The 24,691-nt window shown below is 58.2% G+C and carries 19 protein-coding genes, 2 tRNA genes and 2 pseudogenes; 10 read left to right on the top strand and 13 right to left on the bottom strand.

Annotated elements, in window-relative coordinates; translation table 11 throughout:
• Positions 1-15: 15 nt before the first annotated feature.
• The 7 genes from EL217_RS08225 to EL217_RS11360 form a co-directional block, all read right to left on the bottom strand.
• A complete protein-coding gene (locus tag EL217_RS08225) occupies positions 16-3,387 on the bottom strand; it encodes an ATP-binding protein (RefSeq protein ID WP_023030434.1) in 3,372 nt (1,123 codons plus the stop codon).
• Positions 3,380-4,030, bottom strand: coding sequence for a DUF4194 domain-containing protein (locus tag EL217_RS08220; protein WP_005278162.1), 651 nt, complete (start codon positions 4,028-4,030; stop codon positions 3,380-3,382). The genes EL217_RS08225 and EL217_RS08220 overlap by 8 nt, the downstream gene beginning before the upstream one ends.
• Positions 4,030-5,499 carry a DUF3375 domain-containing protein gene (locus EL217_RS08215; protein WP_126319507.1) on the bottom strand — a complete coding sequence of 490 codons (1,470 nt, stop codon included), beginning with the start codon at positions 5,497-5,499 and terminating at the stop codon, positions 4,030-4,032. The genes EL217_RS08220 and EL217_RS08215 overlap by 1 nt, the downstream gene beginning before the upstream one ends.
• 125 nt (positions 5,500-5,624) lie before the next feature.
• The gene (locus tag EL217_RS08210) at positions 5,625-6,044 is read right to left on the bottom strand and encodes an organic hydroperoxide resistance protein (RefSeq protein WP_126319505.1); all 420 of its coding nucleotides are present in this window, start codon (positions 6,042-6,044) and stop codon (positions 5,625-5,627) included.
• A 153-nt stretch (positions 6,045-6,197) separates the two neighbouring features.
• Positions 6,198-7,787, bottom strand: coding sequence for a PTS ascorbate transporter subunit IIC (locus tag EL217_RS08205; RefSeq protein WP_126319497.1), 1,590 nt, complete (start codon positions 7,785-7,787; stop codon positions 6,198-6,200).
• 10 nt (positions 7,788-7,797) lie between these two features.
• Positions 7,798-8,625, bottom strand: a complete 828-nt coding sequence (locus tag EL217_RS08200; RefSeq protein WP_126319495.1) for a PTS sugar transporter subunit IIA — start codon at positions 8,623-8,625, stop codon at positions 7,798-7,800.
• A gap of 87 nt (positions 8,626-8,712) precedes the next feature.
• Positions 8,713-8,922 carry a DUF5067 domain-containing protein gene (locus EL217_RS11360; protein ID WP_232018239.1) on the bottom strand — a complete coding sequence of 70 codons (210 nt, stop codon included), beginning with the start codon at positions 8,920-8,922 and terminating at the stop codon, positions 8,713-8,715.
• A 359-nt stretch (positions 8,923-9,281) separates the two neighbouring features.
• Here EL217_RS11360 and EL217_RS08190 point away from each other — a divergent pair.
• Positions 9,282-9,355, top strand: a tRNA-Ile gene (locus EL217_RS08190).
• 552 nt (positions 9,356-9,907) lie between these two features.
• On the opposite strand, the gene EL217_RS08180 is transcribed toward EL217_RS08190, so the two are convergent.
• Positions 9,908-10,447 (bottom strand): hypothetical protein, encoded by a 540-nt coding sequence (locus EL217_RS08180; RefSeq protein WP_126319491.1) that lies wholly within the window; start codon positions 10,445-10,447, stop codon positions 9,908-9,910.
• A 151-nt stretch (positions 10,448-10,598) separates the two neighbouring features.
• Between EL217_RS08180 and EL217_RS08175 the strand changes: the two are divergent.
• From EL217_RS08175 to EL217_RS08145, 7 genes and pseudogenes are all read left to right on the top strand, one after another.
• Positions 10,599-11,132 (top strand): annotated as a pseudogene (locus EL217_RS08175) (trimeric intracellular cation channel family protein); the annotation flags it as partial.
• Positions 11,133-11,204: 72 nt separating this feature from the next.
• A protein-coding gene (locus EL217_RS08170; RefSeq protein ID WP_126319489.1) for an IS3 family transposase occupies positions 11,205-12,397 on the top strand; the annotation gives its coding sequence in 2 pieces (ribosomal slippage) (positions 11,205-11,484 and positions 11,484-12,397; 1,194 coding nt in all).
• 38 nt (positions 12,398-12,435) lie between these two features.
• Positions 12,436-12,960 (top strand): annotated as a pseudogene (locus EL217_RS08165) (trimeric intracellular cation channel family protein); the annotation flags it as partial.
• Between the two features lie 107 nt (positions 12,961-13,067).
• Positions 13,068-14,666 (top strand): mechanosensitive ion channel family protein, encoded by a 1,599-nt coding sequence (locus EL217_RS08160; RefSeq protein ID WP_126319487.1) that lies wholly within the window; start codon positions 13,068-13,070, stop codon positions 14,664-14,666.
• A gap of 171 nt (positions 14,667-14,837) precedes the next feature.
• Positions 14,838-15,929: an alkene reductase gene (locus EL217_RS08155; RefSeq protein ID WP_035108426.1), complete on the top strand. Its 1,092-nt coding sequence runs from the start codon at positions 14,838-14,840 to the stop codon at positions 15,927-15,929.
• Positions 15,930-16,142: 213 nt separating this feature from the next.
• Positions 16,143-16,937 (top strand): serine hydrolase domain-containing protein, encoded by a 795-nt coding sequence (locus tag EL217_RS08150; RefSeq protein ID WP_172596723.1) that lies wholly within the window; start codon positions 16,143-16,145, stop codon positions 16,935-16,937.
• 810 nt (positions 16,938-17,747) lie between these two features.
• Positions 17,748-18,164: a hypothetical protein gene (locus tag EL217_RS08145; protein ID WP_126319483.1), complete on the top strand. Its 417-nt coding sequence runs from the start codon at positions 17,748-17,750 to the stop codon at positions 18,162-18,164.
• A 75-nt stretch (positions 18,165-18,239) separates the two neighbouring features.
• Here the strand turns inward: EL217_RS08145 and EL217_RS08140 are convergent, their stop codons facing one another.
• The 3 genes from EL217_RS08140 to aceE form a co-directional block, all read right to left on the bottom strand.
• The gene (locus tag EL217_RS08140) at positions 18,240-19,028 is read right to left on the bottom strand and encodes an HAD-IIA family hydrolase (protein WP_023017178.1); all 789 of its coding nucleotides are present in this window, start codon (positions 19,026-19,028) and stop codon (positions 18,240-18,242) included.
• Positions 19,025-19,324 (bottom strand): acyl carrier protein, encoded by a 300-nt coding sequence (locus EL217_RS08135; RefSeq protein ID WP_126319481.1) that lies wholly within the window; start codon positions 19,322-19,324, stop codon positions 19,025-19,027. The genes EL217_RS08140 and EL217_RS08135 overlap by 4 nt, the downstream gene beginning before the upstream one ends.
• A gap of 153 nt (positions 19,325-19,477) precedes the next feature.
• Complete coding sequence (aceE, locus tag EL217_RS08130; protein WP_023017180.1) at positions 19,478-22,222, bottom strand: pyruvate dehydrogenase (acetyl-transferring), homodimeric type; 2,745 nt, start codon at positions 22,220-22,222, stop codon at positions 19,478-19,480.
• A gap of 358 nt (positions 22,223-22,580) precedes the next feature.
• On the opposite strand from aceE, the gene EL217_RS08125 reads away from it, so the two are divergent.
• Positions 22,581-22,979 carry a DUF3052 domain-containing protein gene (locus EL217_RS08125; RefSeq protein WP_126319479.1) on the top strand — a complete coding sequence of 133 codons (399 nt, stop codon included), beginning with the start codon at positions 22,581-22,583 and terminating at the stop codon, positions 22,977-22,979.
• A 67-nt stretch (positions 22,980-23,046) separates the two neighbouring features.
• A tRNA-Val gene (locus EL217_RS08120) sits at positions 23,047-23,122 on the top strand.
• A gap of 106 nt (positions 23,123-23,228) precedes the next feature.
• Here EL217_RS08120 and EL217_RS08115 read toward each other — a convergent pair.
• Positions 23,229-24,182 carry an SURF1 family protein gene (locus EL217_RS08115; protein WP_126319477.1) on the bottom strand — a complete coding sequence of 318 codons (954 nt, stop codon included), beginning with the start codon at positions 24,180-24,182 and terminating at the stop codon, positions 23,229-23,231.
• 10 nt (positions 24,183-24,192) lie between these two features.
• Complete coding sequence (locus EL217_RS08110) at positions 24,193-24,684, bottom strand: low molecular weight protein-tyrosine-phosphatase (protein WP_023017182.1); 492 nt, start codon at positions 24,682-24,684, stop codon at positions 24,193-24,195.
• Between the last annotated feature and the right edge of the window lie 7 nt (positions 24,685-24,691).

Below are 24,691 nucleotides of genomic sequence, written 5' to 3'. Positions count from 1 at the left end.
TGTGTGTGCAGGTCACTAGGCATCCGCATTGGGGGACTCCGGGGATTCCTGGGGGTAGGTGGTGGCATCGATAAGCGAATAGCCCGTACGCGCCTGCGGGCGGCCCTGGATAATGGGCTCGTCGTAATTGACCACGATGGTGCCATCCACGTACGGCGATAGCGTCTGGATGAGTTTGAATGGCGTTGCCAAAATCATGTGGAAACCAAAGGACGCAAACACGGACATGGCGGTGCGCGTAAAGGCTGGGTCAGCGCGGTCGAAGGCCTCATCCAAAATGATGGAACCGTAGGTGGGAACGTCCTGGTCTGGTTCCGCCAATCGGAAGCGCAGCGCCGCAGCCAAACAGAAGAAGACCAACTTTTGGGCCTGGCCGCCGGAGAGGGAGGCAGAATCCTGATACGTATTGGCGGTCGTGCCATCGGGATAGCACTCGCGGCCGATGAAGCTGACATGCTTGCGGGTATCGAGGACCAGGTTGCGCCACCGAATATCCTCTGGCTCAGACGAGCCCAAGCGGCTGAGAATCTTGTCCAGGGCGTGGTAGCGCGCTACCGCAGCTTCAGGATCATCGGCGCTAATCTCCGCCAGGCTATGGGACGTTGCGGCATCAAGATCCCGCTGGAAGTCTTGCACCACCTGGCCCCGGGCATCCTTCACATCAATGCGCAGGGTGCGGTCCCCATTGAAGGGCGTGCGCTCCAGTGACTTATTAATAAACTCCATGCGCTGTTCGATATCGCTACGGGCATGGCGAAGCGAAGAGGCGAGGTGCGATAGGTTTTGCACCGTCGTGCCATTGAGCAGCTCCAAGAAATGAGCGCGAAAATCCGCCAAGCGGTCCGCGCGCAGGAACTTCAGCTTCTCCATGCCTTCGCCGGCGAAGCTGGCCTGCGGCTCCAAATCCGCGGCTTCTGCCGGCCACTGCGATAGGTATTTGTGGAGGACAGAGACAATCTTGGCATTCGTCTCCTCGATGCGGCGCGCGGCCCTACGCGCGGTTTCTTGCAGGCTGGCCTGCACCTCATCGCGCCGGGCATCGATGTCATCGATGGTGAGTTTTCTCCTGCCCTTGTGCAGGGCTTCTTCGACCGCCTTGGCGATGCCCTGATCCGCCACCGTGGGCACGGTTCCGATGCTTTGGCGCCGCCGGGTGGAGCGGTTCAGCTCGCCCTCCACGTTGCCGAGGTGTTTTTGTGCTTCGTTCAGTTGGGCGCGGGCGGCGGTGAGCTTTTCCTTTGCCTGCTCGTGCGCCGTGGCTAGGGCCTGCGCCTCTGGGGAGGAAGCCAAAGAATCGTACTGTTCTTGCAAATCGCGTTTGCGCGCCTCAGCGGAAGCGGTATCAATATCCTGGAACTTAGTCTCCAGTACGCGCTGCGCTTTATCGCGCTGCGTGCGCAGGATATCCATCTTCCGGTTGAGCTCGTGGACCTGTTTGGCCATGGCACGAGCAGTGGCTTTCGCTTCCGCCAATTGGGAACGCAGGAGTTCAATCTTGGCGGTATTGGTGGAACCTACTCGGTACCACCGCGTGCCTTTAAAACGCGTGCGATCATCCTTGATAAAGCGCGTCGAGCCATCCTTATCCTTGGGCCGGCTTTCCAAGCCATCGCGCGTGACGGCCGGGGTCTTGGTTACCTGTTCGAGCGCGGCCACCGAGTTGACGCATTCGTAGTTAAAACGGCTTGAAATATGGTGGCGCACCCACGGCGCCATGGGGTGATCCTGGAACTCCAATTTGTGGATGAGCTGTTGCGGGCTGCGCGCGGGCGCGGGCGCAGGAGCAAACTCGGGGATAGTGCGGTATTCGAGCCGGGTGCCCACATTGCGCGAATTGACCCACTGGTTAATGGCTTCCCGCGCGGTTTCCGGAACGAGCAGGGTGGCGGCGAATCCGTGCAGCAGTTTTTGGATCACCGGTTCCCACTCCGCCTGCTGCGGGGCGATATCCAGTAGCTCGCCAGCGAAGGGAAGCTCCGATTCGGCATAGCCAGTATCCCGCGCGAGTTGGGTGCGCAGCTCCACAAGGGCTTTATCGATATTGGTGCGCCGCGAGCTAAATGAGTGCAGCTCACTTTCTAAGGACGCGGATGTTGTCGCGGCATCGCGGGCGGCCACTCCGGCTTCTTGTTGCTGCTCAGTAAGCTGGGCCGAGTCAGTCTCGAAGTCCGCGATGCGCAGGCGGGCATTCGCCTGCAGCTCGGCGAAGCCGTGCGGGTTGAGCTCAAAGTGATCGGTCCACTGGTCGGCGGCAGCGGCAAGGTGGTGGAACTCCTTGGAGCGGTGCTCAATTTCCTTCTCCGCGGTTTCTATCTTGGCTTCTAGGGCGGCCAGCTCGCCGGCACTAAGTTGGGAGACGGCTACGGCGGCGCGGCGCTCGGCATCGTCAAGGTGCGTGACCTCCGCTTCGAGCGCCTCGGCCGCAGAGTGCGCCTCTGCCTGCTGGGCGGTCAGCGCGCGGATGCGATAGTCCAGTTCCTCTGCCACCAAGCGGGCGCGCACCGCCGGCAGCGCCTCATTCATCGCCTCAGCCGTGTACTTATCCGCTTCTGCAGTGGTGCGCTGGGAGTGCAATTGGGGCAGGGGTGCCAGCGTCTCAATCTGGGCCTTGACGTCCTCTACCCGAAGGTATGCCTGGCGCAGATCCTCAAATTGCTCCACCGCTTCCTCCGCCCGCTCGAAAGTAGACGGCGTATCCAGCATATAGTCCCGGAAGAGCTGGTCCAGGCTGGATAGTGACTTGGCAGACTGCGTGCGGTGCAGCAGGACCTGCCCCTGTTCGCTCTTGATGCCCAGGCGTTTGCGAAAGCGATCCGCAAACGTGGTGTACGTCGGCGTAAATGACGCACCAGGCCCCTTGTACATGGCCTTAATCTTGCGGGTATCCAGGTTGCGGGTGAGTAGGGGGCTGAGCTTATCGATGTCCTCATCTCCCTGCACCACCCCATAGAGCCGTTTAATTTGGCTCACCGAATTTTCACCGCCGTTGAGACGGAAGATGGCGATGAGGGTGTGCTGCGTGCCAGCCCCATTATCGTAGGTCAACGCCACCACCGAGTTTGTTGCGCCCTCACGCAAATACTCCGGGGCGATTTCACCCGTGTGCGCATTTTCTTGTTGCCGCCACGCCCCGCGAATATAGGAGACGAGGTTGCGCCCATTATGGCGCCCGAGGTCCTGCTGCGATGCCGCGTTGAACTTGAGGTCCTTCTGCGGAACCAATACCGCCGACATCGCGTCAAGCAGCGTGGACTTGCCCGAACCGGATCCGCCGGTGATGAGGAAGCCCTTGCGGGCTACCGGAATGGAAAAGTAGCCGTGAAAAGTGCCCCAGTTAATGAGCTGGATACGGCTGATGCGGAATTGATCTGGATACAGGTTAGTCATCGGAAGCCTCCTCCTGGTCGCCCTCGGATTCTGCGAGGCGGGCGTATTCATCCCGGATAGCGGTGACCGTGGCGGCATCGAAAAGCTGACGCAAGACGGGTGATACCTCGTAGCGCCCCTCAGTCTCGGTGGCACTCAGCAGCGAATATTCATTGCGGATGCGTTTAATCGCCGCATTGAAGCGGTTATTGAACCCGGCTTCATCGCGGTTATCAACCGCGCGGACGTAGCCAATGCCCTCCCGGAGATCTTCTACATCCACAATCACGCGTTCACCGGGCAGCGCCAAACCAAGTTCCTGGCGCAGGTTCAGCAGGATGGCGGTATCGATGTGCTTAAGCTTATCCGTGCGCAGCACCTGCGGGATAGGCAGAGTTTCCTCTTCTACCATCCGGGTAAACGCAAACCCTTCTCCTTCATCGACGACCAGCTCGAGGAATACCTCATGCAGGCGGGCGCGCAGGTTGTCTTCGTCCGAGATGATGGCGGACCATAAGACAGGTTCCTTGTGCGCTCGCACGAGCGGCCCCTTCAAGAGCTGCACCAATGCGCGGCGCGAGTTATAGGTCAGCGATCCTTTATCGCTTTCCCACAGCGGGGGCTCATGCGCCGAATCGACGCGGTGATTATCAGTAGCGCTCACTACAACTCCTCAACGGTGGTGCTATCGAAATACATAGTAGGGATATACGCCGCGCGAATGGTCCCATCTTCTTCGGTCCAGGTGACCTTTTCATGATCATCGTGCAAAGCCGGCAGCGGGTGCTGGTCTGCAATGTGTACCAAACCCACGACGCTGGCCAGGCCCTGCGTGGGAGGGCACGCCTGTAATACCTGGCCAATCGTGCACGGGCCCGCCTTGCCGACGGCCCCGCGAATCGCCCCATGCAATTCCTCGAAGTCAATTTCTGATTCGCGCACCAGCTCATACAACGCCTCCGCGTTCTCCTGGCCTGGCTGGAAGGCTTCCGGTGCTTCTTCCACGACCTCGCGACCCGGGTTGGCCAAGTGGATGCGCGATACGGAATGAATGGACATGCCGATGCGCTGCAGGGGAGTTTCCATGCGGTGAAAGGCTTTCAGCTCCGATGCCTGCGCTGCATCAATGGCCATGCCCCGTGCCTCACGCAGTAGCTCAATCATGCGCCGATCTTCTGCGAATTGTTCCGAAGAGACATAGTTGCGCAAGCTGCGCGCCAGGCCAGTCATCGTTTGATTGACCTCGAAGCTCGTTTCTTCCATATCGCGGAAGAGATTCCGCAGCTGCCGACGGTTCTCTGGCGCCAACTCTTGGCCGACCTCGCTTTCTAAAACTTGCTTAATCCACTGGTCTAGCCACGCGCTGCGTTCTCTATCCATGAGGTATGAATAGAATCCGCGGAAGCTGCGCCCCGCGTCCGAATCGGCGATGTGGTCTACGCCGCTGAAGATTTCCTCGAGCACTTCGCCGCGGTACCCTTCCGGATCCAGCAGCTGGCGGCGTAGCCTGTGATTGAGGGCTTCAAGTTCGTGGCGCACCCTGGCGAAATCGCTTGGCACCGCCATGGCCATGTTCAGCACGTCTTGGACGCGCTCCTCGGTCTCTGCCGCAGTTAGTCGTTCAAACTGCCCCAGGTGGGCCTTTTCAATTTCGCGGTCAATGCGGTCTCGCTCTGCCTCTAAGCTGGCGACGCGGCTCGAAATATCCTCATTCGTATCCCGCGCCAAGCGTTGTAGCGCCGAGCCGATAGATTCCACGCGCGATGCCGTGACCGTAGTAACCGGCGTTTCCCAACGTTCAACGGCCTCGAGCGCGGACAGTGCTTCCTCGCTCGGTTCCAAAGTCTCCCCGCGCGAGCTCTTGCCAGATTTACGGACTAGCCAACCAGCTTTTACCCAGTCATTGCAATAACTTTGCGGTGTGCGCGGCATTGAGAATTCACTGGCAAGCACCTCAAAATCGGTGACCATCAGCTCATATACTTCTGCCGCCGGCCGCGCGCGAGTGCCGCGGGGAAAATACTCAGTAATCAGCGCCAAAATCACCGGGGCATTATCGGCCGCCAGCAGCCGCACTGCCGCGGAATCATGCAATAACCGCCGCAGTGAAAGGGCGCGAGCTTCAACAGACATGATTCGATTTTGCCAGCTACGCCGGACACGTGCAGCGTAGTTTGACTCACTTATTCGAATCGGTGGATTCGCCCGCGTATGGTGCCCCTTGCGAGCCGAGGACTAAGAAACTGTATTAGTCCTGCTTAGTCCTGCGCAACGGTGACGTTGACGTCGATATTGCCGCGGGTGGCATTGGAGTAGGGGCAGACCTGGTGGGCGGCATCGGCAAGAGCTTGTGCTTTGTCGTGCTCCTGGGCGGGGATGATGACCTCAAGTTCAACGGCGAGCTTGAAGCCTTCGCCCTCCTTGCCAATGGACACACGGGCGCCCACGGAGGAATCGCCCAACTCTGCCTTCTCGCTGCGGGCTACCACCTGCAGGGCAGAGTGGAAGCACGCGGCATAACCAGCGGCGAAGAGCTGCTCTGGGTTGGCGCCGTTGCCATCGCCGCCCATTTCCTTCGGAGTGGCCATCTTGAAGTCAAGGTCAGAATTTTGCACTACGGCGCGGCCATCGCGGCCTGCCCCGGTAGCGAGTGCTTCAGTGGTGTAGAGGGGATCCATGATTACTCCTTTTCTAAAAGTGATTTTGTACTAGCGGTGAGTACAGCCGCCGATTGTACTCAGAATTGCTAACGGTGTTTTTCGAGGTCAGCTACCTAAGTGTCGTCAGGGCACGCTAGGAAAGGTGGAACGTCTCAAGTGTGCGGTGCAGGACTACTCAACCCGCGCCGGGGGAGTGGGCGCTCCTTCTGGTGGAAGTACCTTGGGGTAGCGCTTGGATTGGCTGGATTTCCCAGCACTCTCGGCGGTACCGCCAGTGGTGGGCGCGGTGGCACCGACTACGTCGGCCGTATTTGCCGGAGAAGGTCGATGGGGTGCCGGATCCCAGTGGGTATCGACAAGCTTGCGCTGGCATACCCAACCCACCGCGAGGATGACCAAGCCAATCACTGCGATGAAGATACCGCTCCATGCACCGCCGGCCTGGATGGACCAGCCGAGAAGCAGGCCAAGCCAGCCAAAATCGGCGTCGCCAAAGGTGGTGTGGGCGTCGCCGAAAGATCCCAGCACGCTAAGCAGGAAGGCGGGCAGGAAAGTAATGAGCAAGCCATTGGCAAAGGAACCCAAAGCCGCTCCACGGCGCCCGCCGGTGGCATTGCCGTACACGCCGGCCGCACCACCAGTGAAAAAGTGGGGCACGAGGCCCGGCAAAATGAGGGCGACGCCAAAAGCTGGGTTGAGCCATAGCGATAGCACAGCCAAGCCGACGAGCCCGCCGGTGAAGGAGAAAATGAACCCAATAAGCACGGCATTTTGAGCGTAAGGGAAGACAATCGGGGCATCGAGCGCTGGGATCGCGCCGGGAACTACTCTTGCCGCGATCCCTTGGAAGGCGGGGACAAGCTCACCCAAAATGGTGCGGACACCGAAAAGAATGACAGCAACGGCCACGCCAAACTGTAGGCCCTGCGTTATGGATTGCATGAGGTAATTGCCCACATCGGTGGCGCCATCCGGGAAGGCCGTGAAAGCCTCATCGGAGCCTGCACGTGCAATAAATAATACGGCGAGCACGAGGTACATCAGTGCCATGGAAAGGGCCGTAGCCACCATCGAATCGCGCAGGAAGCGCAAGCCCTCCGGGAGTTTGAGATCCTCAGACGAAGGCGACATCTTGTCGCCCTTACCGCCTACGGCCTTGCCGACGCCACCTGCGACCAAGTATCCCGCCGTGCCAAAATGCCCAATTGCCACGGAATCATCGCCGGTAATGCGGCGGGTAAAGGGGTGGGCTATAGCGGGCAAAGACACCATCAAAATGCCAAGCAGTCCCGCACCAAAGGCAATGATGACCCACGAAGGATATCCAGTGGCAACGAGCACCATCGTCAGCAACGTGGCCATGAAAAGTACGTGGTGGCCAGTGAGGAAGACATAACTAAGCGGTGTAATACGGGCCAAGATGAGGGAGACAACAAACCCCAAAATCATGATCCAGGCGACTTGGCTGCCGAAGCTATCTTGGGCGATACCGACAATGGCTTCATTAGTCGGCACCACTCCCTGTGCACCCGTCGCGCCGGTGATCATGGCACCCAGCGGTTCTAGCGAATCGGATACTAGGCCAGCACCGGCGCCGATAAGGAGGAAACCCAGCGTGGCTTTAATCGCGCCGCCGATGGTCTTGCCGGCGCCGCGCCCCATGGCACCTAAGCCGACGGCGGTGATGATGCCGATGAGAAAAGCAGGTACAGCGAGGATTTCGTTGACGAGAAAGTTGGCTATGGCCAGAAGAATATCCATGCGTTATTCCTTAAATGTCATAGAGCTCGCGAAGAGCCGCATCAAGTTCGGAAGTGGAAGTGAAATTTTGGATGACGTACACGGGAACGCCGACATCGCCCAGCGTGGCAGCGATTTCACCCGAGGTGAGCAAAAAGTCGGCTTCGCTAGCGCGGCCCTTCGCCGAAATGGTGTCTGTCGCCTCTACGTTGAGGTAGGGACCCCAGCCCCATTCATCCAAGACCTGCTCCAATGTATTTTTGAGAAAAAGCGAGGTTCCTAATCCGTTGCCACATACGGTTAGAATCTTTCCTTTGGATGCCACGGAGTCCTCTGCGGTTTCGTGGGTGGTTCCTGAAGAGGCTGTCGCCGCGGAAGTAGTACCACTTGGAGCAGAGGAAGGTTTTTGAGTTGGGGTATCTGAAGTGATGACCTTCCGTAGCTGTTCTTCAGTCTCTGCGCGGTCAAGGTCTTCCCGTTTGGTTGCTAAAAGCCTGGCCAGCTGTTTCATCGCTTCCACGTGCTCCGAGGAATTCTTGGCCGCGCACGCCACTACCAGATGTACGGGATCGTTGGAAGCATGGTGAAATTCCACTGGCTCTGAAAGCCGTACCCACGACAGTGAGGTTTCTTTTACCGCCTCTGATGGGCGCGCGTGTGCGAAAGCGAGCCCGGGCGCGACTACGATATAGGGCCCATTGTCCTCGACAGATTGGATCATGGATTCCGTGTAATCAGAAGTTACTGTGCCAGCCTTTTCCAAAAGTCTGCCCGACAGTCGGATTGCCTCCCTCCAGTCACTGGCAGCGCCGTGAAGATCCACAGCACCCGGCACCAGCAAAGAGTCCACTGTAGCCATTTATTTCTCCCGTCACATAGTTAGGGGTTATGAAGAAAAATCACTCTTTATTTTAAAGCGCGGGAGAAGGAAGGTAAATGGAAATGCCTACTTCTTGTCAGAAGAGTCCAGCTCAAACTTTTGGCGGCCAATTTCGCTTTGGCCAAAATTGTCTGTAGCTACAAGCTCTACTGGGGTGGCTTCATCATCGAGTTCGTAGGCGACTGCGCCTGAAGCGGTACCGCCTTGCTTGATCTTCTCAAGTAGGGAATCGGTGAGATCTGGATCGTATCCAGTAGATCGAGCGATTCTTGCCATTATCAAACGTCCATTCCACAGTGATGACGCCATCAGCAATGCTGGCTCCATCCAGCCATCTTCGGAAGCGCTGTCCTCCTGCTTCCATGTACCGATCACGGATTGGGATTGCGATTCAGCGGGTTCAGCCTGCTGGCCTTGTTGTGCTGCGTCTTTGTCATCATCAGGACTCGAGCACGCTGTGAGGACGAGGACAGACGTAAGAACGAGAGAAGGCAATAGCTTTCGCATATAAAAGTTTTACCCTAAGGGGGCGAAGAGGGGGTCAGAGCGGGAGAGATGAGGGAATTGGTCTTTCGCGAGCTATTGACTAATCTTTTGGGAGCGGAGTGTCGTAATCAACGGCATGACTTCCGTGTGGGGCTATAGCTCAGTCGGTTAGAGCTCCGGACTCATAATCCGTCGGTCCCGGGTTCGAGTCCCGGTGGCCCCACGGTAGAAGGAGGCGTCGGCAAGCAATGCTGGCGCCTCCTTTTTAGTATTCGGTGCGCACGCGCGGGTTAAACGACAAAATGTGTTGTTTTCCGGCGTGTCGGGGTAAACGACATTTTGTGTTGGTGGACTGCGTGGTTTAGGGCACGTGGCCTTTGCGTATTCCCATAGAGTGGTTGTAGGCACTGTCGAAAGTTGCTGGTCGGCCGTATTCAAGGCCGCTGGTGGCTTGTGTTTCTTGGCTGGCTAGGGTGTCCACTTTGGCATGTGGGTCTGCCCCCTGATGCGTCCACTTTCCTGGGTCGTCCTCTAGCGCGAGTGTCAGTGGCTTTACAGGCGTTCCATCGCCTTCGCTGGCGGATTGGTGCTTGTAGTCCCGTATTTTGGTGCACACCTCGCTACAGACGGGGCATCGAGGATGATTCTTACTCATCCATTCATCGTGAACCTCAGCGCTTAGCACATCAGCATGCCCCCGGCGGTATTTCAGGTCCGAGGCTGCGTTATCCCTCCGGATAAGTGAAATAGTCCTAATATCAGCAGGCCAGACGTGCTAATCATATAACTTCACCAACACATCCTGTCGTTTAGGCCGCACGCGCTTGGAGAAAATCGGCCTGGCGGTCAGCTCGATGCGGGTGCCGATATTTTCGTCTTCTTGGGACCTGCAATGGACGGATTTTTGATTCGTGGCCATGATGCAGTGGAGATCGTAACTCTCACCAGAGCTCGGGTTCTTTACGGTAATGTCGCTCTGCCAGGCTTCAGTAACGGTTGGATCAGGGGTTTCGAGCCTGTATGTGGCATCCATTGCGTGCTTATAAATGTCCAGGGCAAAGGCGCAATCGGTGGCGTCGTCGGCGATGATTTGTGCGTAATCGCGAATGCCGCACATGCCGCCTACCTGCGCAGCGAGTGCGGAATCATCGTCTTTCTCCGCTTTCTGCGGCTTGGAAAGCTTGGCAGTTGCGGAAGGCGCGGAATCGGTATCGAAGTCGGCATCGGCAAGCGCACCGCTGTCTGAATTGGTGCTGTGCGGGCTGGTATCGGTGAAATTGGGCTCGTCGTCAGCGGGGGGCGGACGAGCACCCAACCAGCAGGAGCGCCGGCAAGAGCGAGAGAATCTTTTTCATGCGGAATATCGGCAGAGATAGAAGGGGCATTAGAACAGGAAAAGTGTAGCACCGCAGCGCATGTGGGCAGGCGAATTGCGCGCGGGTGAGCAGTGCAGTCTAATAAACGGCATGACAGAAGTAGATCCGCTCATTGAGTCCCTCTATCGCTGGTCCGATGTCAGCGGTGTATTGCTGATGGGAATTATCGGCGGCACCATTGCGCGCAAGCGCGGATACGATATCATCGGGTTTTTCTTCATCGCGATGTTTTCTTCCCTGGGCGGGGGCATGGTGCGCGACGTACTTATTAATCGCGGCACGGTAGCGGCGATGAGCGAGCCGGAGTACCTGTACCTGGCGTTCACGGGCGCGTTGATTGCGCGCTTTGTCTACTTTAAGGGAAAGACCTGGGATTATATCCAGGCGCATGGCGATGCCGTGGTTTCTGGCCTGTGGGCCGGAACCGGCGCCGTGAAGGCTATTACCTATGGTCTGCCGCCGATTCCGTGCATCATGATGGGTGTGTTTACCGCTACCGGTGGTTCCATGATTCGCGATATTGCTATGGGGCGCGAGCCCGCCGTCTTTGGCGATAATCAGCCCACGGTGATCCCGGCCATTGCCTGTTCGGTAATCGTGCTGGCGGGCAACCACTTCGATATGGGACCTGACCCCCATTCGGTGGACACCTGATATCCAGCCCAGTCGGGCTGGGAAGAAAGGTAATCTACCACCATGTCCAGGTACTCCGAACAGTTCAAACGCGATGCCGTAGCCCTCTATGAGAACAACGAGGACCTCTCGCTGAACAAAGCATCAGCAGAGCTCGGCATCAACCGAGCCTCGCTGCATTCATGGGTCAAGAAGTACGGCACCGGCAAACGTGCCCGCATAAAAGCAGTGCACGATCAAGCCCAAGCGGCGAATGATTCTGCGCGAATCCGCCAGCTGGAAAAAGAAGTCTCTAAGCTGCGCGAAGAACGCGATATCCTGCGTAAGGCTGCTAAGTATTTTGCCGAAGAGACTCACTGGTGATCCGCTTCCAGTTTGTCGATGACCACCGAACCGAGTACTCGGTTAAGCGGATGTGCCACGTGTTAAAGCTCAATCGCTCCTCGTTTTACAAATGGGTCAAAACCCGCGAAAAACGCAGGTTAAAGATGTATTCCGATGGTCTTATAGGTGCAAGAATAAAGACCATCTTCGATGATGAGCATGGTCTTTACGGGGCTAAACGCATCGCCGCAAGCCTTAAGGAAGACACGGCGTATACCCCGGTCAATCACAAGAAAGTTGCACGCATCATGAAAGCCATGGGACTTCAAGGCTTTACTAAACGGCGTCGATGCATCACTACCAGGCGTAAGCCTGGTCACCGCGTCATGCCAGATCTAGTAGGCCGCAAGTTCACAGCTAAAGAGCCAAACCGCGTTTATGTCGGCGACATTACCTACCTGCCGTGTAAGGGTGGCAAGAACATGTACCTTGCCACGGTCATCGACGTCTACTCTCGCAAACTTGTCGGTCATGCACTCGCGGATCACATGCGGGTATCGCTGGTTATCGAAGCTTTGTCTCATGCCAGAAAAGTCCGCGGAAGCCTTAACGGGGCAATTTTCCATTCCGATCACGGCAGTGTGTATACCTCACAGGTATTTAGGGACCACTGCGCCCAACTTGGTGTACGCCAGTCCATGGGAGCGGTAGGTACGAGTGCTGATAACGCCCTGGCAGAATCGTTTAACGCCACCTTAAAGCGAGAAGTCTTGCGTGATCGGAAAGTCTTTGACAACCCAATTACCTGTCGCCAAGAGGTCTTCCGGTGGTGCATGCGCTATAACACGCGCAGGCGGCACTCCTGGTGCAATCTCGTAGCGCCTGATGTCTTTGAAACCAAGACTTCGGCTATACTGACCACAGCAGCATAGCTAGCCCCCGATGTGTCCACTTTCCGGGGGTCGGGCCCATGTTGGCCGTCGGCATGATCGTGGGGCCATTGGTCTCTATTTTCTTGGCGCTGCTGGGCATTTGGGCCGGGTGGCGCGTGCCCGCGAACCAGGAGTGGGCGCCGATTAATGATACGGCCGCGCAGGTCAAGGTGCTGGCGAAGAAGGCAGAAAACAAGAGCCGGGCGGTCGGGCGCAAGCTGGAGCCGCACCGCGTGCGCTCCTGGCGCCACCGGCAGATGGAAGAGGCGCTGCAGCGGCGCATCGAAAAGGAAGTGCGTTCCGGCAAGCGCCGCCAGGATGCGGCGGAAGAGGCCAGCGAGTTTTTGCAGTCCTTTGAATCGGACGTCGATCAGTTCAGCTCGGCGCCAGCGGAGTCCGAGGACATGGACTTTGGCGTGGACTTTAGCGGCGATTCCTATGAGGAAGAGGAGCAGACCTCAAGTGAGGAATCCCAGCGGCTGCTCGATACGATTTTGGAAGATGACAAGCTTACTGATGAGCTGATTGATCGTCTGATGGACCGCTACCAATCGCGCGACTAGCCTCCCAGGCCTCTGCTTGCCGATGCCCCCATCTTCCCACTCCCGCCTTCTTACTTCTGTCAGAAAACTGGCATCAATTTCTCAGCTAGGTGCCATATCCTTGAACCATGAACTTGAGGTATTTCTTTTTTGAGCTGTGGGGCCTCATCGTTGACCACGGCTTGCCGCTCATCGCATTCGTGATTATCGGCATTCTTTTGCCCCGCATGGGGCGCCTAGCCATCCGGATTATTGAACATAATTTGGATGAGCAAGAAGAATCCACGAAGGCGCGGCTGGCGCTGACCGGGGCCTTGGTCTACATCGTCCAAGCGGTTGCGTACTTCCTATTGGTCGCGGCCGCGCTGACTAATCTCGGCGTTCCGGCGCTGGGCGCTGCGGTGCCTGCGACGATAGTGTCTGCCGCGGTTGGTTTTGGCGCCCAGTCCGTGATTTCGGATTTCCTTTCTGGATTTTTCATCCTCACGGAAAAGCAATTCGGCGTGGGTGACTATGTCTCCTTTGCCGGCATTCCTGGGGTAGAAGGCGATGTGGTGACGCTGACCCTGCGCACCACGAAGGTGCGCACCCCTAGCGGTGAGTTGGTGACCATCCCCAATAGTTCCGCCGGCGTGGTGACCAACTATTCCAAGGAATGGTCCCGCGCGGTGGTCAATATCAATGTCCCAGTGCATGAGGGCGAGTCCCTGCCGGAGATTACGAGCCGCGTCAAGGAGATCTCGCAGCACGCTATTAAAGCCCCAGAGATCTCCGTCGACGTCGCCGGCGAGCTCACGGTCCTTCCCGCCACGCAATTGGTCAGCCCGCAGGTGGCCGGCCAGCCGTGGCAGGTGGGCTACCGCATCATGGTGACGGTGAATCCCGCCCGCCAGTGGTCCGTGGAGCGCGCCATCCGCTCGGCGCTGCTCTCGGAATTCTGGGACCACTACGGCTCCGCCATCGACTTTGATGAGCTGCAGGAGCAGAAAAAGAAGAAACCTGCGGGCCCAAAGCATGCCGCGGCGCAGTCTGCCAAAGACGCCTTGGACGCAGGGGAAGGCTCCCGCCCCGATACGCCAGTAGATGACCCCACGGCGGAAGAGGACTTGGTCCCAGAAGAAGTCGATCGTGCTGAGACCAAGGTCGATGAACAAGCAGTCACGACCGAAGCGGGCGAAGATGCCGCAGAAGATGACGAGGAATCGCGCCGAAAGATCTGGCGCACGATTCAGACCAGTACCCAATTCCAAAAGATCGCCACCATCGGCGGGCGCGTGCGAGCCTCCACCACCGGCCTCGTGGCGGCTCTGCTTGTCGTTGGCTTGCTCATCCTCGCGGCAAGCAACCCAGAGGAAGGGGAAGCCGGCTGGCTGTCGCCGGACTATTGGAAGGATCGCGATACGCAATCCTCTTCTGAGGCTCCAACGGAATCTGGGGAGAATGTGCCTTCGGAAGACCCCCTTACTACCGGCGCTCCAACGGAACCGACGGACGCTGACTCAACGCCCACGACCACCAATACGCCGACCGTTCCTAGCTATCCCAGCCAGGCGCCCAACTCCACGCCTAATTCCGGGGACGGGCACGGTAGCAGTCAGGATGGGCCCGCTGACTCAAACGGCGATGCTGGCGATGGCCAGGGGAATGGAGATGGAGACTCCGGTGCAGACGGAAATAGCGGGGCGGCGAATAGCCAGCAGACCGCGATTCCTTCAGAACCCCACTAAGCATCCCCACTAGGAGCTCATAGACGCCGCCTCATAGTCCGAGGCGGTGTCTTTTTCATTGACCTTTAACGGGTGCGGTGACCTCTAGTTTCTTTATTATTTCTATCGCAGGTGGGGCAACAACAGAATAAAAGGTGGAACAAATTTCAACCGCGAGCTGTTTCAGTAGACATGACATCATTATTTACACCTTTGGAACTTGGCCGTTATACGTTGAATAACCGCGTGACCATGGCGCCGCTAACGCGTCAGCGTGCAGGTCACAGCGGTGTGCCCAGCGAGCTACACAAGAAGTACTATTCCCAGCGAGCTAGCGCCGGGCTCGTGGTGACGGAGGGAACCTTCCCCGCTTGGACCAACCGCGCGTTCCCGGGGCAGGCGGGCATCGTTGATGATGAGCAGGCAGCTGGTTGGAGCGAGGTAGCCAACGAAGTGCACGACAAGGGCGGCGTCTTGTTCATGCAAATCATGCATGGCGGCCGCACCAGCCACCCAGATCTCATTGATGGCGCCCAGGCAGAGGCCCCGAGCGCGCTGGATTGGGACGGCCAGGTTCGCGGCTTTGCCGGCAAGATGGATGCACCGGTACCGCGTGCACTAGAAGCCGATGAGCTTCCACGAATCGTTGAGGAATTCCGCGCCGCCGCACGCCGAGCCGTCGACGCGGGCGTTGATGGTGTAGAGATCCACAATGCGAATGGCTATCTGCTGCACGAATTCATGGCACCGTCTGCTAACCAGCGCGACGATGAATTTGGCGGCAGCCCCGAAAACCGGTGGCGCCTGCCAGAGATGGTGATCCGTGCCGTCGTGGATGAAATCGGTGCAGACCGCGTAGGTGTTCGTTTTTCTCCGGCCCACGTCGTACAGGGCATTGTCGAAGACGATGAGACAGACATGTTGGCCACCTACGGCGGCCTGCTGGACGCCATCGCCCCGCTGAACCTGGCTTATGTCTCCTTCTTGCACGCAGAGCCGGAAGGCGAGCTCATCTCGGCCTTGGCACAGAAGGCCCGCGCCAATGGCGAAACCAAGGTTTTGATGAATGACGGTTTTGGCACCGTGACCACTAAGGAAGATGCACAGCGCGAGCTGGACCTCGACTATGTGGATGCCATTGTGGTGGGCCGCCAGCTCATTGCTAACCCGGACTTGGTGCGCCGGTGGGAAGAGAACCTGGAGCTCAATGAGCCTGACCAGGCAACGTTCTACGTCGGCGGCGAGCGCGGCTACATTGATTACAAGACTGCCGCGGACCAGTAAATAGTCCGCGGCAGTTGTAGGGAGAGAGGAGGGGGAAGTAGAGAACGCGAGTGATAGGGAAGGGGCGAAATATCCTTGAAAAAGGACCTTTCACTTTATATATCGATCGTGCAGGCATGGATCGTTAACAGTCACCCGCTAATTCTTTAAAAACTACTTCCTTCTTCTCCCACCGCAGCCATGCCCATGCTTGGTCCCAGTAGGCTAGTGGGCATGAGCGAGTTAGAACTTTTACGCCAGTGGCCCGTAGACAATGTCGCCGCCGCGTTATTGAAACGCGGCGATGTTCTCGATGAAATAGGAGATGTTTCCCGGGAGTTTCCGGTGGCATCAGTAACCAAGCTCGTCTCCGCCTACGCCATTATGTTGGCGGTTGAAGAAGGCGCGGTAGAACTAGAGCAACCTGCTGGTCCCGAAGGCGCGACGCTAGAGCACTTGCTCGCGCACGCTTCAGGTGTGAAATTCGATTCGCGCGAGCAACAAAAGCCGGTAGGCGAGCGGCGCATCTATTCCTCTGCCGGTTATGAATGGGCCGCAGAGATTGTTGAAAAGGCCACCGGCATCGAGTTTGCGGAGTACCTGCGCGAAGGCGTGTGCGAGCCGCTTGGCATGTCCTCCACGCGCTTAGAGGGTTCGGCAGGGCACGGGCTGGTTTCTACCGTGCAGGATCTCGCGGCATTTTCGGCCGAGGTCCAGGACCCGCAGCTCCTGCACCCCAACACCGTGGCCGATATGCGCCGCGTTCATTTCGGTGGCTTGCGCGGCATCGTGCCAGGCTACGGAAGCTTTAAGGATTGCACCTGGGGCCTTGGCTTTGAGATCCGCGGCGAGAAAGACCACTGGATGGGTGCCCTGCCTGCCGATGCCACCGGGCACTTCGGCATGTCCGGTACCTACCTCTGGCTGGCCGGCGACTACGCCATGGTCGCATTGGCGGACCGAGAGTTTGGCGATTGGGCTAAACCGCTGTGGAATGAAACCAATTCGAAGATCTGGCAGGCGCTATAAGGCCTCCATCGCAAAATCCCTTTAACGGGAAAACGAGAAAAGCTCCCCATTCCAATGGAGTGGGGAGCTTAAGCTGTTCTATTTAGAACAGGGTCTGACCGGAGAGGCCCTCGAAGAACATCAGGAACTGGGAGAAGATGCCGTCAACGAGGGACAGGAGGTTGAAACCGAGGTTGGACAAAGAAGACAGACCAGACATGGTTGTACCTTTCTTTTTGGGGATGGGTTCAAACCGGATTGTTTGAATTTATTTCAGTATAGGCATGGCTCTGGGATCGTGTCAAACTATTCCTTACCCTAAATTAAATTTATATAAACCATCTGTCCACGGATGCTGATCTTCTCCTAGAGGGAGGGGTGTGTGGGGAGTATGGCGACCGATTACCCCCGCAGGGGTCTTTTCGAGCAGGATTTTTCGGAGCTCTTTGCCTCTAGGGGGCGAGACGCGGTTTTCTTTTGCGGGTGTGGAGTGTGAGCACTGTAGGTTACTGTTCCTACTGGTAGCTGCCCTGCGTCTGACTCTTGTCAAGAAGTTACTTCAGGGAAACAGTTCAAGCGCGAAAACCTCACAAATTTCACTGTTGTAACTCCAATTTCTTCGGACACTTTAATCACAGTCTGGACTTTGGGTTGAGGTTTAGAACTTGGGGGTTGAAGTGAAAGTTGAGGGTTGTAGAGGGTGGTGTGGCGCAGGAAAATTGGGTGCAGACGCAAAAGACAGTTCGTTGGGGAAGACGAAGCTCGTCTTGCACTGCGCCGCACGCCACGCGTGTGCATCGCAGTGGTGATTTGTCGAGGGAGATATCGGCTATGAATACTTGCGTCAATACAGTGCCGGTTGATCAACCGGCCTCCAACTACACGTGGCCCAGCCGCAATGGTGCGGCCATCGTGGTCACTGGTGTGCTGAAAATTTCTGGGATGCCGCGTGCGTTGCGCCCAGAAGTAGAGCATGCCATGGATCGGTGCATTCGCACCGAATCGGAGTTCATCGTCCCAGGCGATGACCCGCTGACCGCCCAGTGGTGCACTCGGTGGTACCGCGATGAGATCTCTATGGAGGCGCTCGTGCGCGGTGAGGCTACGGGCCCGGGAATGGATTCTGGCGTCGGTATCGGCTGCCACCAGGTGCTCACCGGAACCGAAGCGGAGCTTGCCGCGCTCGAAAGCGCGGTGTGCTACCTTGCGCAGCGCTATGGTTTTAGCGCCACGGTGCGCTTTAGCTAAGGCGCTCGAGCGAATCGGCTCGAGCGCGGCCAAGTAAGCCGAGCCGCACGAGCTAGGTCGCGCGGCGGGAACCGTTTAGGATACCTCCTCGGCGAAGGGATCCATGATCTTATCGGGAATATCTGCAACCGACTTAAACACGGCGGTCGGGCGGTAAGGGTAGCGGGAGATTTCGCGGTCATCGGAAATGCCGGAGCGCACCAAAATGGAGCGCATGCCGGCCTCGAGGCCCGCCTTGACATCGGTATCCATGCGGTCACCGATCATGACGGTGTTTTCAGAGTGTGCGCCGATGTGGTTAAGCGCCGAACGCATCATGACCGGGTTGGGCTTTCCCACGTAGTAGGGCTCGCGGTGGGTAGCGGCGGTGATCAATGCGGCCACCGCGCCGGTTGCAGGAAGCACGCCCTCGGGAGCGGGACCCGTAACATCAGGGTTGGTGGCGATGAAGCGGGCGCCATTGCGGATGAGGTTGATGGCGGTGGTAATCGCCTCAAAGGAGTAGGTGCGGGTTTCACCGAGGACCACGAAGTCTGCGTCATCATTTGTGAGGATCCAACCGGCCTCGTGCAGGGCGGTGGTGAGGCCGGACTCTCCCACAACGTAGGCCTTGCTGGAGCTGGCCTGGGTAGCCAGGAAGTTTGCCGTCGCCGTAGCGGAGGTCCAAATGCGTTCGGCCGGAATATCCAGGCCGGTATTGCGCAGCCGCGCCGCCAAGTCGCGCGGGGTGGACATGGAGTTATTAGTGAGCACCATGTACTCAATGTCATTATCTTTTAGTGCCTGAATGAATTTATCGGCGCCGGGGATCATTTCCCCTTCTTTGATGAGTACGCCGTCCATATCGGATAGGTAAGAAATCATTGGTGGTCCTCCAAATAGTCAGCGATATCGCCGATGGTCTCGCAATTAAGCATTGTTTCCTCAGTAAGCCGCACCTTAAAGAGCTCTTCTGCACGCACGGTGAGCTCTATAAGCTCGAGGGATTCCACGCCGACATCGGAAAGCGCGGTGTCTCCGCCAAGTTCGGCCTCGGTCCCGGTGACTTTGATAATGAGGGCGATGAGCTCGCCCAGCGTATCCCGATCCGGGTCGTGGTCCTTATCTGAGTCAGAACCTTGAAATTTTGCCTGCAATTGGGCACTGAGGTCATTTGCCATAGTGCCCAGTGTAGTAGCGATTGGAGCGTGGCATTGGAGAAATAGGCGCACGCGGTACTGGGTAGGGGGAATAGGGCAAAAATAATAAAGGCGCTCCCAGCACAAAGCCGGAAGCGCCTGAATTAAAAGCCCGTTGTGAAGGCGGGGGCGAAATTACTCGCCGCTATTAGGTGCAGTTGGGTCATCCAACTTCAGCTCGGAGGCTGCCTTTTCCACAACGGAGCGCTCAATCTTGCCATCGCGGGCAAGGCCATCGAGCACTGCGACGACGATGGATTCCGCGTCGTTATTGAAGAAGCGGCGGGCACCCTCGCGCGTATCGGAGAAGCCGAAGCCGTCTGCGCCCAAGGTGATGTAGGTACCTGGGACGTAGGGGCGGATCTGCTCCTGCAGCTCAGTAGTGAAGTCCGAGACACCAACGAATGGGCCCTCGAAGTCCTTGAGCTGGGAGGTAGCGAATGCCTCGGAAGGCTCCTCGCCCTTGCGCAGCGCTTCCTTATTGCGGCGAGCACCATCGCGGGCCAGCTCGTTCCAGGAGGTCACGGAGAACAGCGATGCCTTGACATCGTAGTCCTCAGCCAGCATCTCCTGTGCGCGAAGAGCCTCGTGCACGCCAACACCCGAGGCCAGGATATTGGCCGGGGTGGAACCCTTCTCGGCGGTATTGAAGTGGTAGATGCCCTTGTGCAGGCCTTCCACATCCAAGTTCTCCGGCTCGGCCGGCTGGTGGACCGGCTCGTTGTACACGGTGAGGTAGTACATGACCGGCTCGTTGTCCTCGCCGTACATGCGCTCGATACCGCGGGCTACCAGGTGTGCAACCTCGAAGCCGAAGGCCGGGTCATAAGAAATGACCGCAGGGTTGGTGGCTGCCAAGACAGGGGAGTGGCCATCCATGTGCTGCAGGCCCTCACCGGTCAGGGTGGTGCGGCCTGCGGTAGCGCCGATGATGAAGCCGCGGCCCATCTGGTCGCCGGCGGCCCAGAAGGCATCGCCAGTGCGCTGGAAGCCGAACATCGAGTAGAAGATGTACAGCGGGATCATGGCCTCGCCCTGGGTGGCATACGAGGTAGCGGCGGCGGTAAAGGATGCTGCCGCACCGGCCTCAGAAATGCCCTCGTGCATGATTTGGCCATCGGTGGCCTCGCGGTAGGACAACATCAGGTCGTGGTCCACCGGCACGTAGTTCTGGCCGCGCGGGTTCCAGATCTTCATGGTGGGGAACCAAGAGTCCATGCCGAAGGTACGAGCCTCATCCGGGATGATGGGCACGATGCGCTTGCCCAGTTCCTTATTGCGCATGACCTCCTTGAAGGTGCGCACCAAGGCCATGGTGGTAGCCACTTCCTGCTTGCCAGAGCCCTTGCGCACGGAGCGCAGCTTGTCCAAGGAAGGTGCTTCCAATGGGGTGAAGTCCGTGCGACGCTCAGGCAGGAAGCCGCCGAGTTCTTTACGGCGCTCCAGCATGTACTTGATCTCCGGGGAGTCCTTGCCCGGGTGGTAGTACGGCGGCAGGTAGGGATCCTTTTCCAGCTCTTCATCGGAGAAGGGGATTTCCTGCTTATCGCGGAAGTTCTTGAGATCCTCCAGCGTCAGCTTCTTCATCTGGTGGGTAGCGTTGCGGCCCTCGAAGTTGTGGCCCAAGCCGTAGCCCTTAATGGTGTGGGCCAAGATGACGGTCGGCTTGCCGGAGCCCTTGTTCTCTAGGGCGCGGGCGTACGCTGCGTAGACCTTGCGGTAGTCGTGGCCGCCGCGGCGCAGTGCCCAGATTTCGTCATCGGAGAGGTCTTCTACCAGCTTTGCGGTGCGCTCATCGCGGCCGAAGAAGTGCTCGCGCACATAAGCGCCGTCATTGGCCTTGAAGGTTTGGTAGTCACCGTCAGAGGTGGTGTTCATGACGTTGACGAGGGCACCTTCGGTGTCCTTGTCCAGCAGCTTGTCCCAGCCGCGGCCCCAAATGACCTTGATGACGTCCCAGCCGGCACCGCGGAAGAAGGACTCCAGCTCCTGGATGATCTGGGTATTACCGCGCACTGGGCCGTCGAGGCGCTGCAGGTTGCAGTTAATCACGAAGGTGAGGTTATCCAGCTCGTACAGCGCAGCGGTTTGCAGCAGGCCGCGGGATTCTGGCTCGTCCATCTCGCCATCGCCCAAGAAGGCCCAGACGTGCTGCTTGGAGGTGTCCTTGATGCCGCGGGTTTCCAGGTACTTATTAAAGCGTGCCTGGTAAATGGCGTTCATCGGGCCAATGCCCATGGACACGGTGGGGAACTCCCAGAACCATGGCATCAGGCGCGGGTGCGGGTAGGAGGGCAGACCCTTGCCTTCACCGAGGGAGACTTCCTGGCGGAAGCCGTCGAGGTCTTCCTCAGAGAGGCGGCCTTCCATGTAGGCGCGGGCGTACATGCCCGGGGAGGCGTGACCTTGGAAGAAGACCTGGTCGCCGCCTGAAGGATCGTCCTTGCCCTTGAAGAAGTGGTTGAGTCCAACCTCGTACAGCGGGGCGGCACCCGCGTAGGTGGAGATGTGGCCGCCGACGCCAATGCCGGGGCGCTGCGCGCGGTGCACCATGATGGCAGCGTTCCAGCGGATCCAGCGGCGGTAGCGCTTTTCTAGTTCTTCATCGCCAGGAAATTCTGGCTCCATGTTGGTGGGGATGGTGTTGACGAAGTCCGTCGACGTCAGCGAGGGAAGCTCCACGCGCTTTGCGGTGGCGCGCTCCAGAAGGCGCAGCATCAGGTAGCGTGCGCGTTCTTGGTCAGAATGGTCCAGCAGACCATCGAGGGAATCCATCCACTCGCGAGTTTCTTCTGGGTCGCTGTCGTGAAGGTACGATGCAACACCATCGCGGATAAGCGGGAAGTTGGAATCGCCCTTGGCGGGGTCCTTCTCGGCCATGTAAACCTCCTAATTAAGGGTCTGCAGAGTTTATCTCCTACGATACGCGTTCCCAGATCGCGAGTGGGAGTCTATCCCGGATAAAACGCCGCGCTTGCCGATGCACCCCCTACCACCTGCGGTTTGCTTCCCTCACCCGGTGTGCAAACGTGGGTAGTAGGCCCCTAAACGGCGCTAGTTCTCCCACAAAACAGGCGCCGGTGTGAGCAGAAAAGGGCCTGCAAATTGGGGGAAAGGGGTGCTATAGCAAGTAAAAGACGGCCTGGGACGTTAAACTACATGTAATAACACACGCCCTCTGTGCCAATCATGGGCCGGGCGTGAGTAAGAATTCACCGGATAAGGAAGGAAATGCATAGTGGCTGACGCTGCAGTCAAGCTCGGAATCAAGGAAGGGCAAATCGCTCTAGAGCTTGGTTGGGACGAGGATTGTGACAACACAATCTCTGAATCGATCGAAGCCGTACTTGGTGAGGATTTCCTCGAAGAGGAAAATGATGAGCTGTGCGATGTAGTCCTTCTCTGGTGGCGCGAGGAAGACGGTGACCTCGTGGACGGCTTGGTGGATGCCAGCCGCCCCCTCGCGGACAACGGTTCCGTCTGGTTGTTGACTCCAGGTGCTGGCAAGCCGGGCACCGTCGAACCTGGTTTCATCTCCGAATCGGCGCAGCTAGCCGGCTTGGTGCAGACCAAAGCTGAGCGCTTTGGCGAGTGGCAAGGTTCCTGCCTGGTACAGCGCGGCTACACCAAAAAATAGCCTTCACCAGCTGATTTGTGTAGCTTCACAATCCTGCGCTACTGTACATAACAGCGCAAGGGCGCATGCGGCTTTAGCTCAGCTGGAAGAGCAATTGGTTTACACCCAATAGGTCGGGGGTTCGATCCCCTCAGGCCGCACCATTTTTCAAGTCTCGAGACATCGTTTTTAGAACGGTGACTCGAGCCTTTTCGCATTCGTGGCCGAAAGTAGGCCCGAGACGGGCCCATAACCAGCCAACGAAGACGGCTAGTAGCGCTCGCGGCGGCACTTTTTCAGCTTGGCGTAGTGGTCCGGCTTGGAATCGCCGTAGCGGGAGCGGTTGCGCAGCTCGGTGGCGAGAGGTGCCGGATCGGTGTTGGCATCGGCAGTGGCAGCGGCAGTGGCAGTGGTGCCAGGTTCGCCGTTGGAGGTGGGGGCATCGGCAAGCGATTCTGCATCCGCGTCGAGGGCCTGCATGGCGGCTTCTTCTTCGCGCAGGCGGCGGCGCTCGCGAATCTCGGACCAAATAAAGTAGCCCAATCCCAGCGGGGCCATGATGCCAAAGGCAATCCACTGGTAGCCGTAAGAAAGGTGGTTGCCGCGGTCGAGCTGCGGGATGGGCATGGCGTTGAGGACGCCCGGCTGGTCCTCGGAGAGCTGGATATAGTCTTGGCCTAAGTCAGCACCGATAAGCGAGCCCACCTGCTCGGTGTGGATGGAATAGACCTGCTGGTAGCCCTCCTGCGTGATGGGGGCGGTTTTGTGCTCGGCCTCATTCGAGCGCACCATGCCAGTAATCGTTACCTCCTCGGAGGGGGCGGGCGGAATATCCGGCACCGCATTGCCCTCCTCGGCGCTGACCCAACCGCGGTTAATCAGCATGGTCAGGCCCGCATCGGTGCGGAAAGGAACCAAGGATTGATAGGACGGGCCGGAACCGGCGGGGCGCAGGCGGAGTAGCACCTCATCCTCGGGCAGGTAGTGGCCCTTCAGAGTGGTGCGGGACCATTCATCGCCAGAGATGGCCCCATCATCGTCTACGACCTGGTCAATCGGCTGCGGATCGGCCTCGTAGGCGTGGGTGATGTTTTCATTGCGCTCCACAATGTCATCGTCCTTTCCCAATTGCCACGGGGCAAGGACACTAAAGGCCAGGTAGGAAAATGCCACCACGAAAAGCAGCATGAGTACCCAGCCAGGCTTGAGGAACGTCTTTAGCATGCCCCCAAGTCTAGTCGTGGTTTTCGCGAATCCAATCCAGCAGGCCGGGGACGGCGGCTTCGATATTCTTGCGCGCGGTTTCGAAGTCTTCTTCGCTGCCGTAGTAGGGGTCTGCGACCTCGGCGCCCTCCGGGGAATTGGGATCGAAGCTGCGCATCAGGCGGACCTTGTCAGAGTCGATGCCCAGATCGATGAGCGAATCATAGTGCCCGGAATCCATCGCGATGAAGAGATCGGCATTCATGTGCTCTTCGCCCAATTTGGATGCGCGGTGGGATGCCCCATCGTGTCCGGCGCGGCGCAGTTCTGCCACGGCCCGCTCATCCGCGCCTTGCCCCACGTGCCAGCCGCCGAGCCCGCAGGAATCCACGGTGGCGAGGAGATCGAGCATGTCATCTTCCATTTCATCGCGCACGATGATTTCAGCCATGGGCGAGCGGCAAATATTGCCGGTACACACAAAGACGAGGTAGAGACCCGAGTGAGAAGAAGATTCAGTCATGCGAAAA

Source organism: Corynebacterium segmentosum (genome assembly GCF_900637825.1).
GTDB lineage: Bacteria > Actinomycetota > Actinomycetes > Mycobacteriales > Mycobacteriaceae > Corynebacterium > Corynebacterium accolens.
The sequence above is the reverse complement of the archived record's forward strand: the minus strand, read 5'-3'. Positions and strand labels throughout refer to the sequence as shown.

What these genes read in the sequence shown, in the direction of transcription:
- EL217_RS08225 (WP_023030434.1), bottom strand. Translation starts at nt 3,387, where the DNA reads ATGACTAACCTGTATCCAGATCAATTCCGCATCAGCCGTATCCAGCTC.
- EL217_RS08215 (WP_126319507.1), bottom strand. Translation starts at nt 5,499, where the DNA reads ATGTCTGTTGAAGCTCGCGCCCTTTCACTGCGGCGGTTATTGCATGAT.
- EL217_RS08210 (WP_126319505.1), bottom strand. Translation starts at nt 6,044, where the DNA reads ATGGATCCCCTCTACACCACTGAAGCACTCGCTACCGGGGCAGGCCGC.
- EL217_RS08205 (WP_126319497.1), bottom strand. Translation starts at nt 7,787, where the DNA reads ATGGATATTCTTCTGGCCATAGCCAACTTTCTCGTCAACGAAATCCTC.
- EL217_RS08200 (WP_126319495.1), bottom strand. Translation starts at nt 8,625, where the DNA reads ATGGCTACAGTGGACTCTTTGCTGGTGCCGGGTGCTGTGGATCTTCAC.
- EL217_RS11360 (WP_232018239.1), bottom strand. Translation starts at nt 8,922, where the DNA reads ATGGCAAGAATCGCTCGATCTACTGGATACGATCCAGATCTCACCGAT.
- EL217_RS08160 (WP_126319487.1), top strand. Translation starts at nt 13,068, where the DNA reads ATGAACTTGAGGTATTTCTTTTTTGAGCTGTGGGGCCTCATCGTTGAC.
- EL217_RS08155 (WP_035108426.1), top strand. Translation starts at nt 14,838, where the DNA reads ATGACATCATTATTTACACCTTTGGAACTTGGCCGTTATACGTTGAAT.
- EL217_RS08150 (WP_172596723.1), top strand. Translation starts at nt 16,143, where the DNA reads ATGAGCGAGTTAGAACTTTTACGCCAGTGGCCCGTAGACAATGTCGCC.
- EL217_RS08145 (WP_126319483.1), top strand. Translation starts at nt 17,748, where the DNA reads ATGAATACTTGCGTCAATACAGTGCCGGTTGATCAACCGGCCTCCAAC.
- EL217_RS08140 (WP_023017178.1), bottom strand. Translation starts at nt 19,028, where the DNA reads ATGATTTCTTACCTATCCGATATGGACGGCGTACTCATCAAAGAAGGG.
- EL217_RS08135 (WP_126319481.1), bottom strand. Translation starts at nt 19,324, where the DNA reads ATGGCAAATGACCTCAGTGCCCAATTGCAGGCAAAATTTCAAGGTTCT.
- aceE (WP_023017180.1), bottom strand. Translation starts at nt 22,222, where the DNA reads ATGGCCGAGAAGGACCCCGCCAAGGGCGATTCCAACTTCCCGCTTATC.
- EL217_RS08115 (WP_126319477.1), bottom strand. Translation starts at nt 24,182, where the DNA reads ATGCTAAAGACGTTCCTCAAGCCTGGCTGGGTACTCATGCTGCTTTTC.
- EL217_RS08110 (WP_023017182.1), bottom strand. Translation starts at nt 24,684, where the DNA reads ATGACTGAATCTTCTTCTCACTCGGGTCTCTACCTCGTCTTTGTGTGT.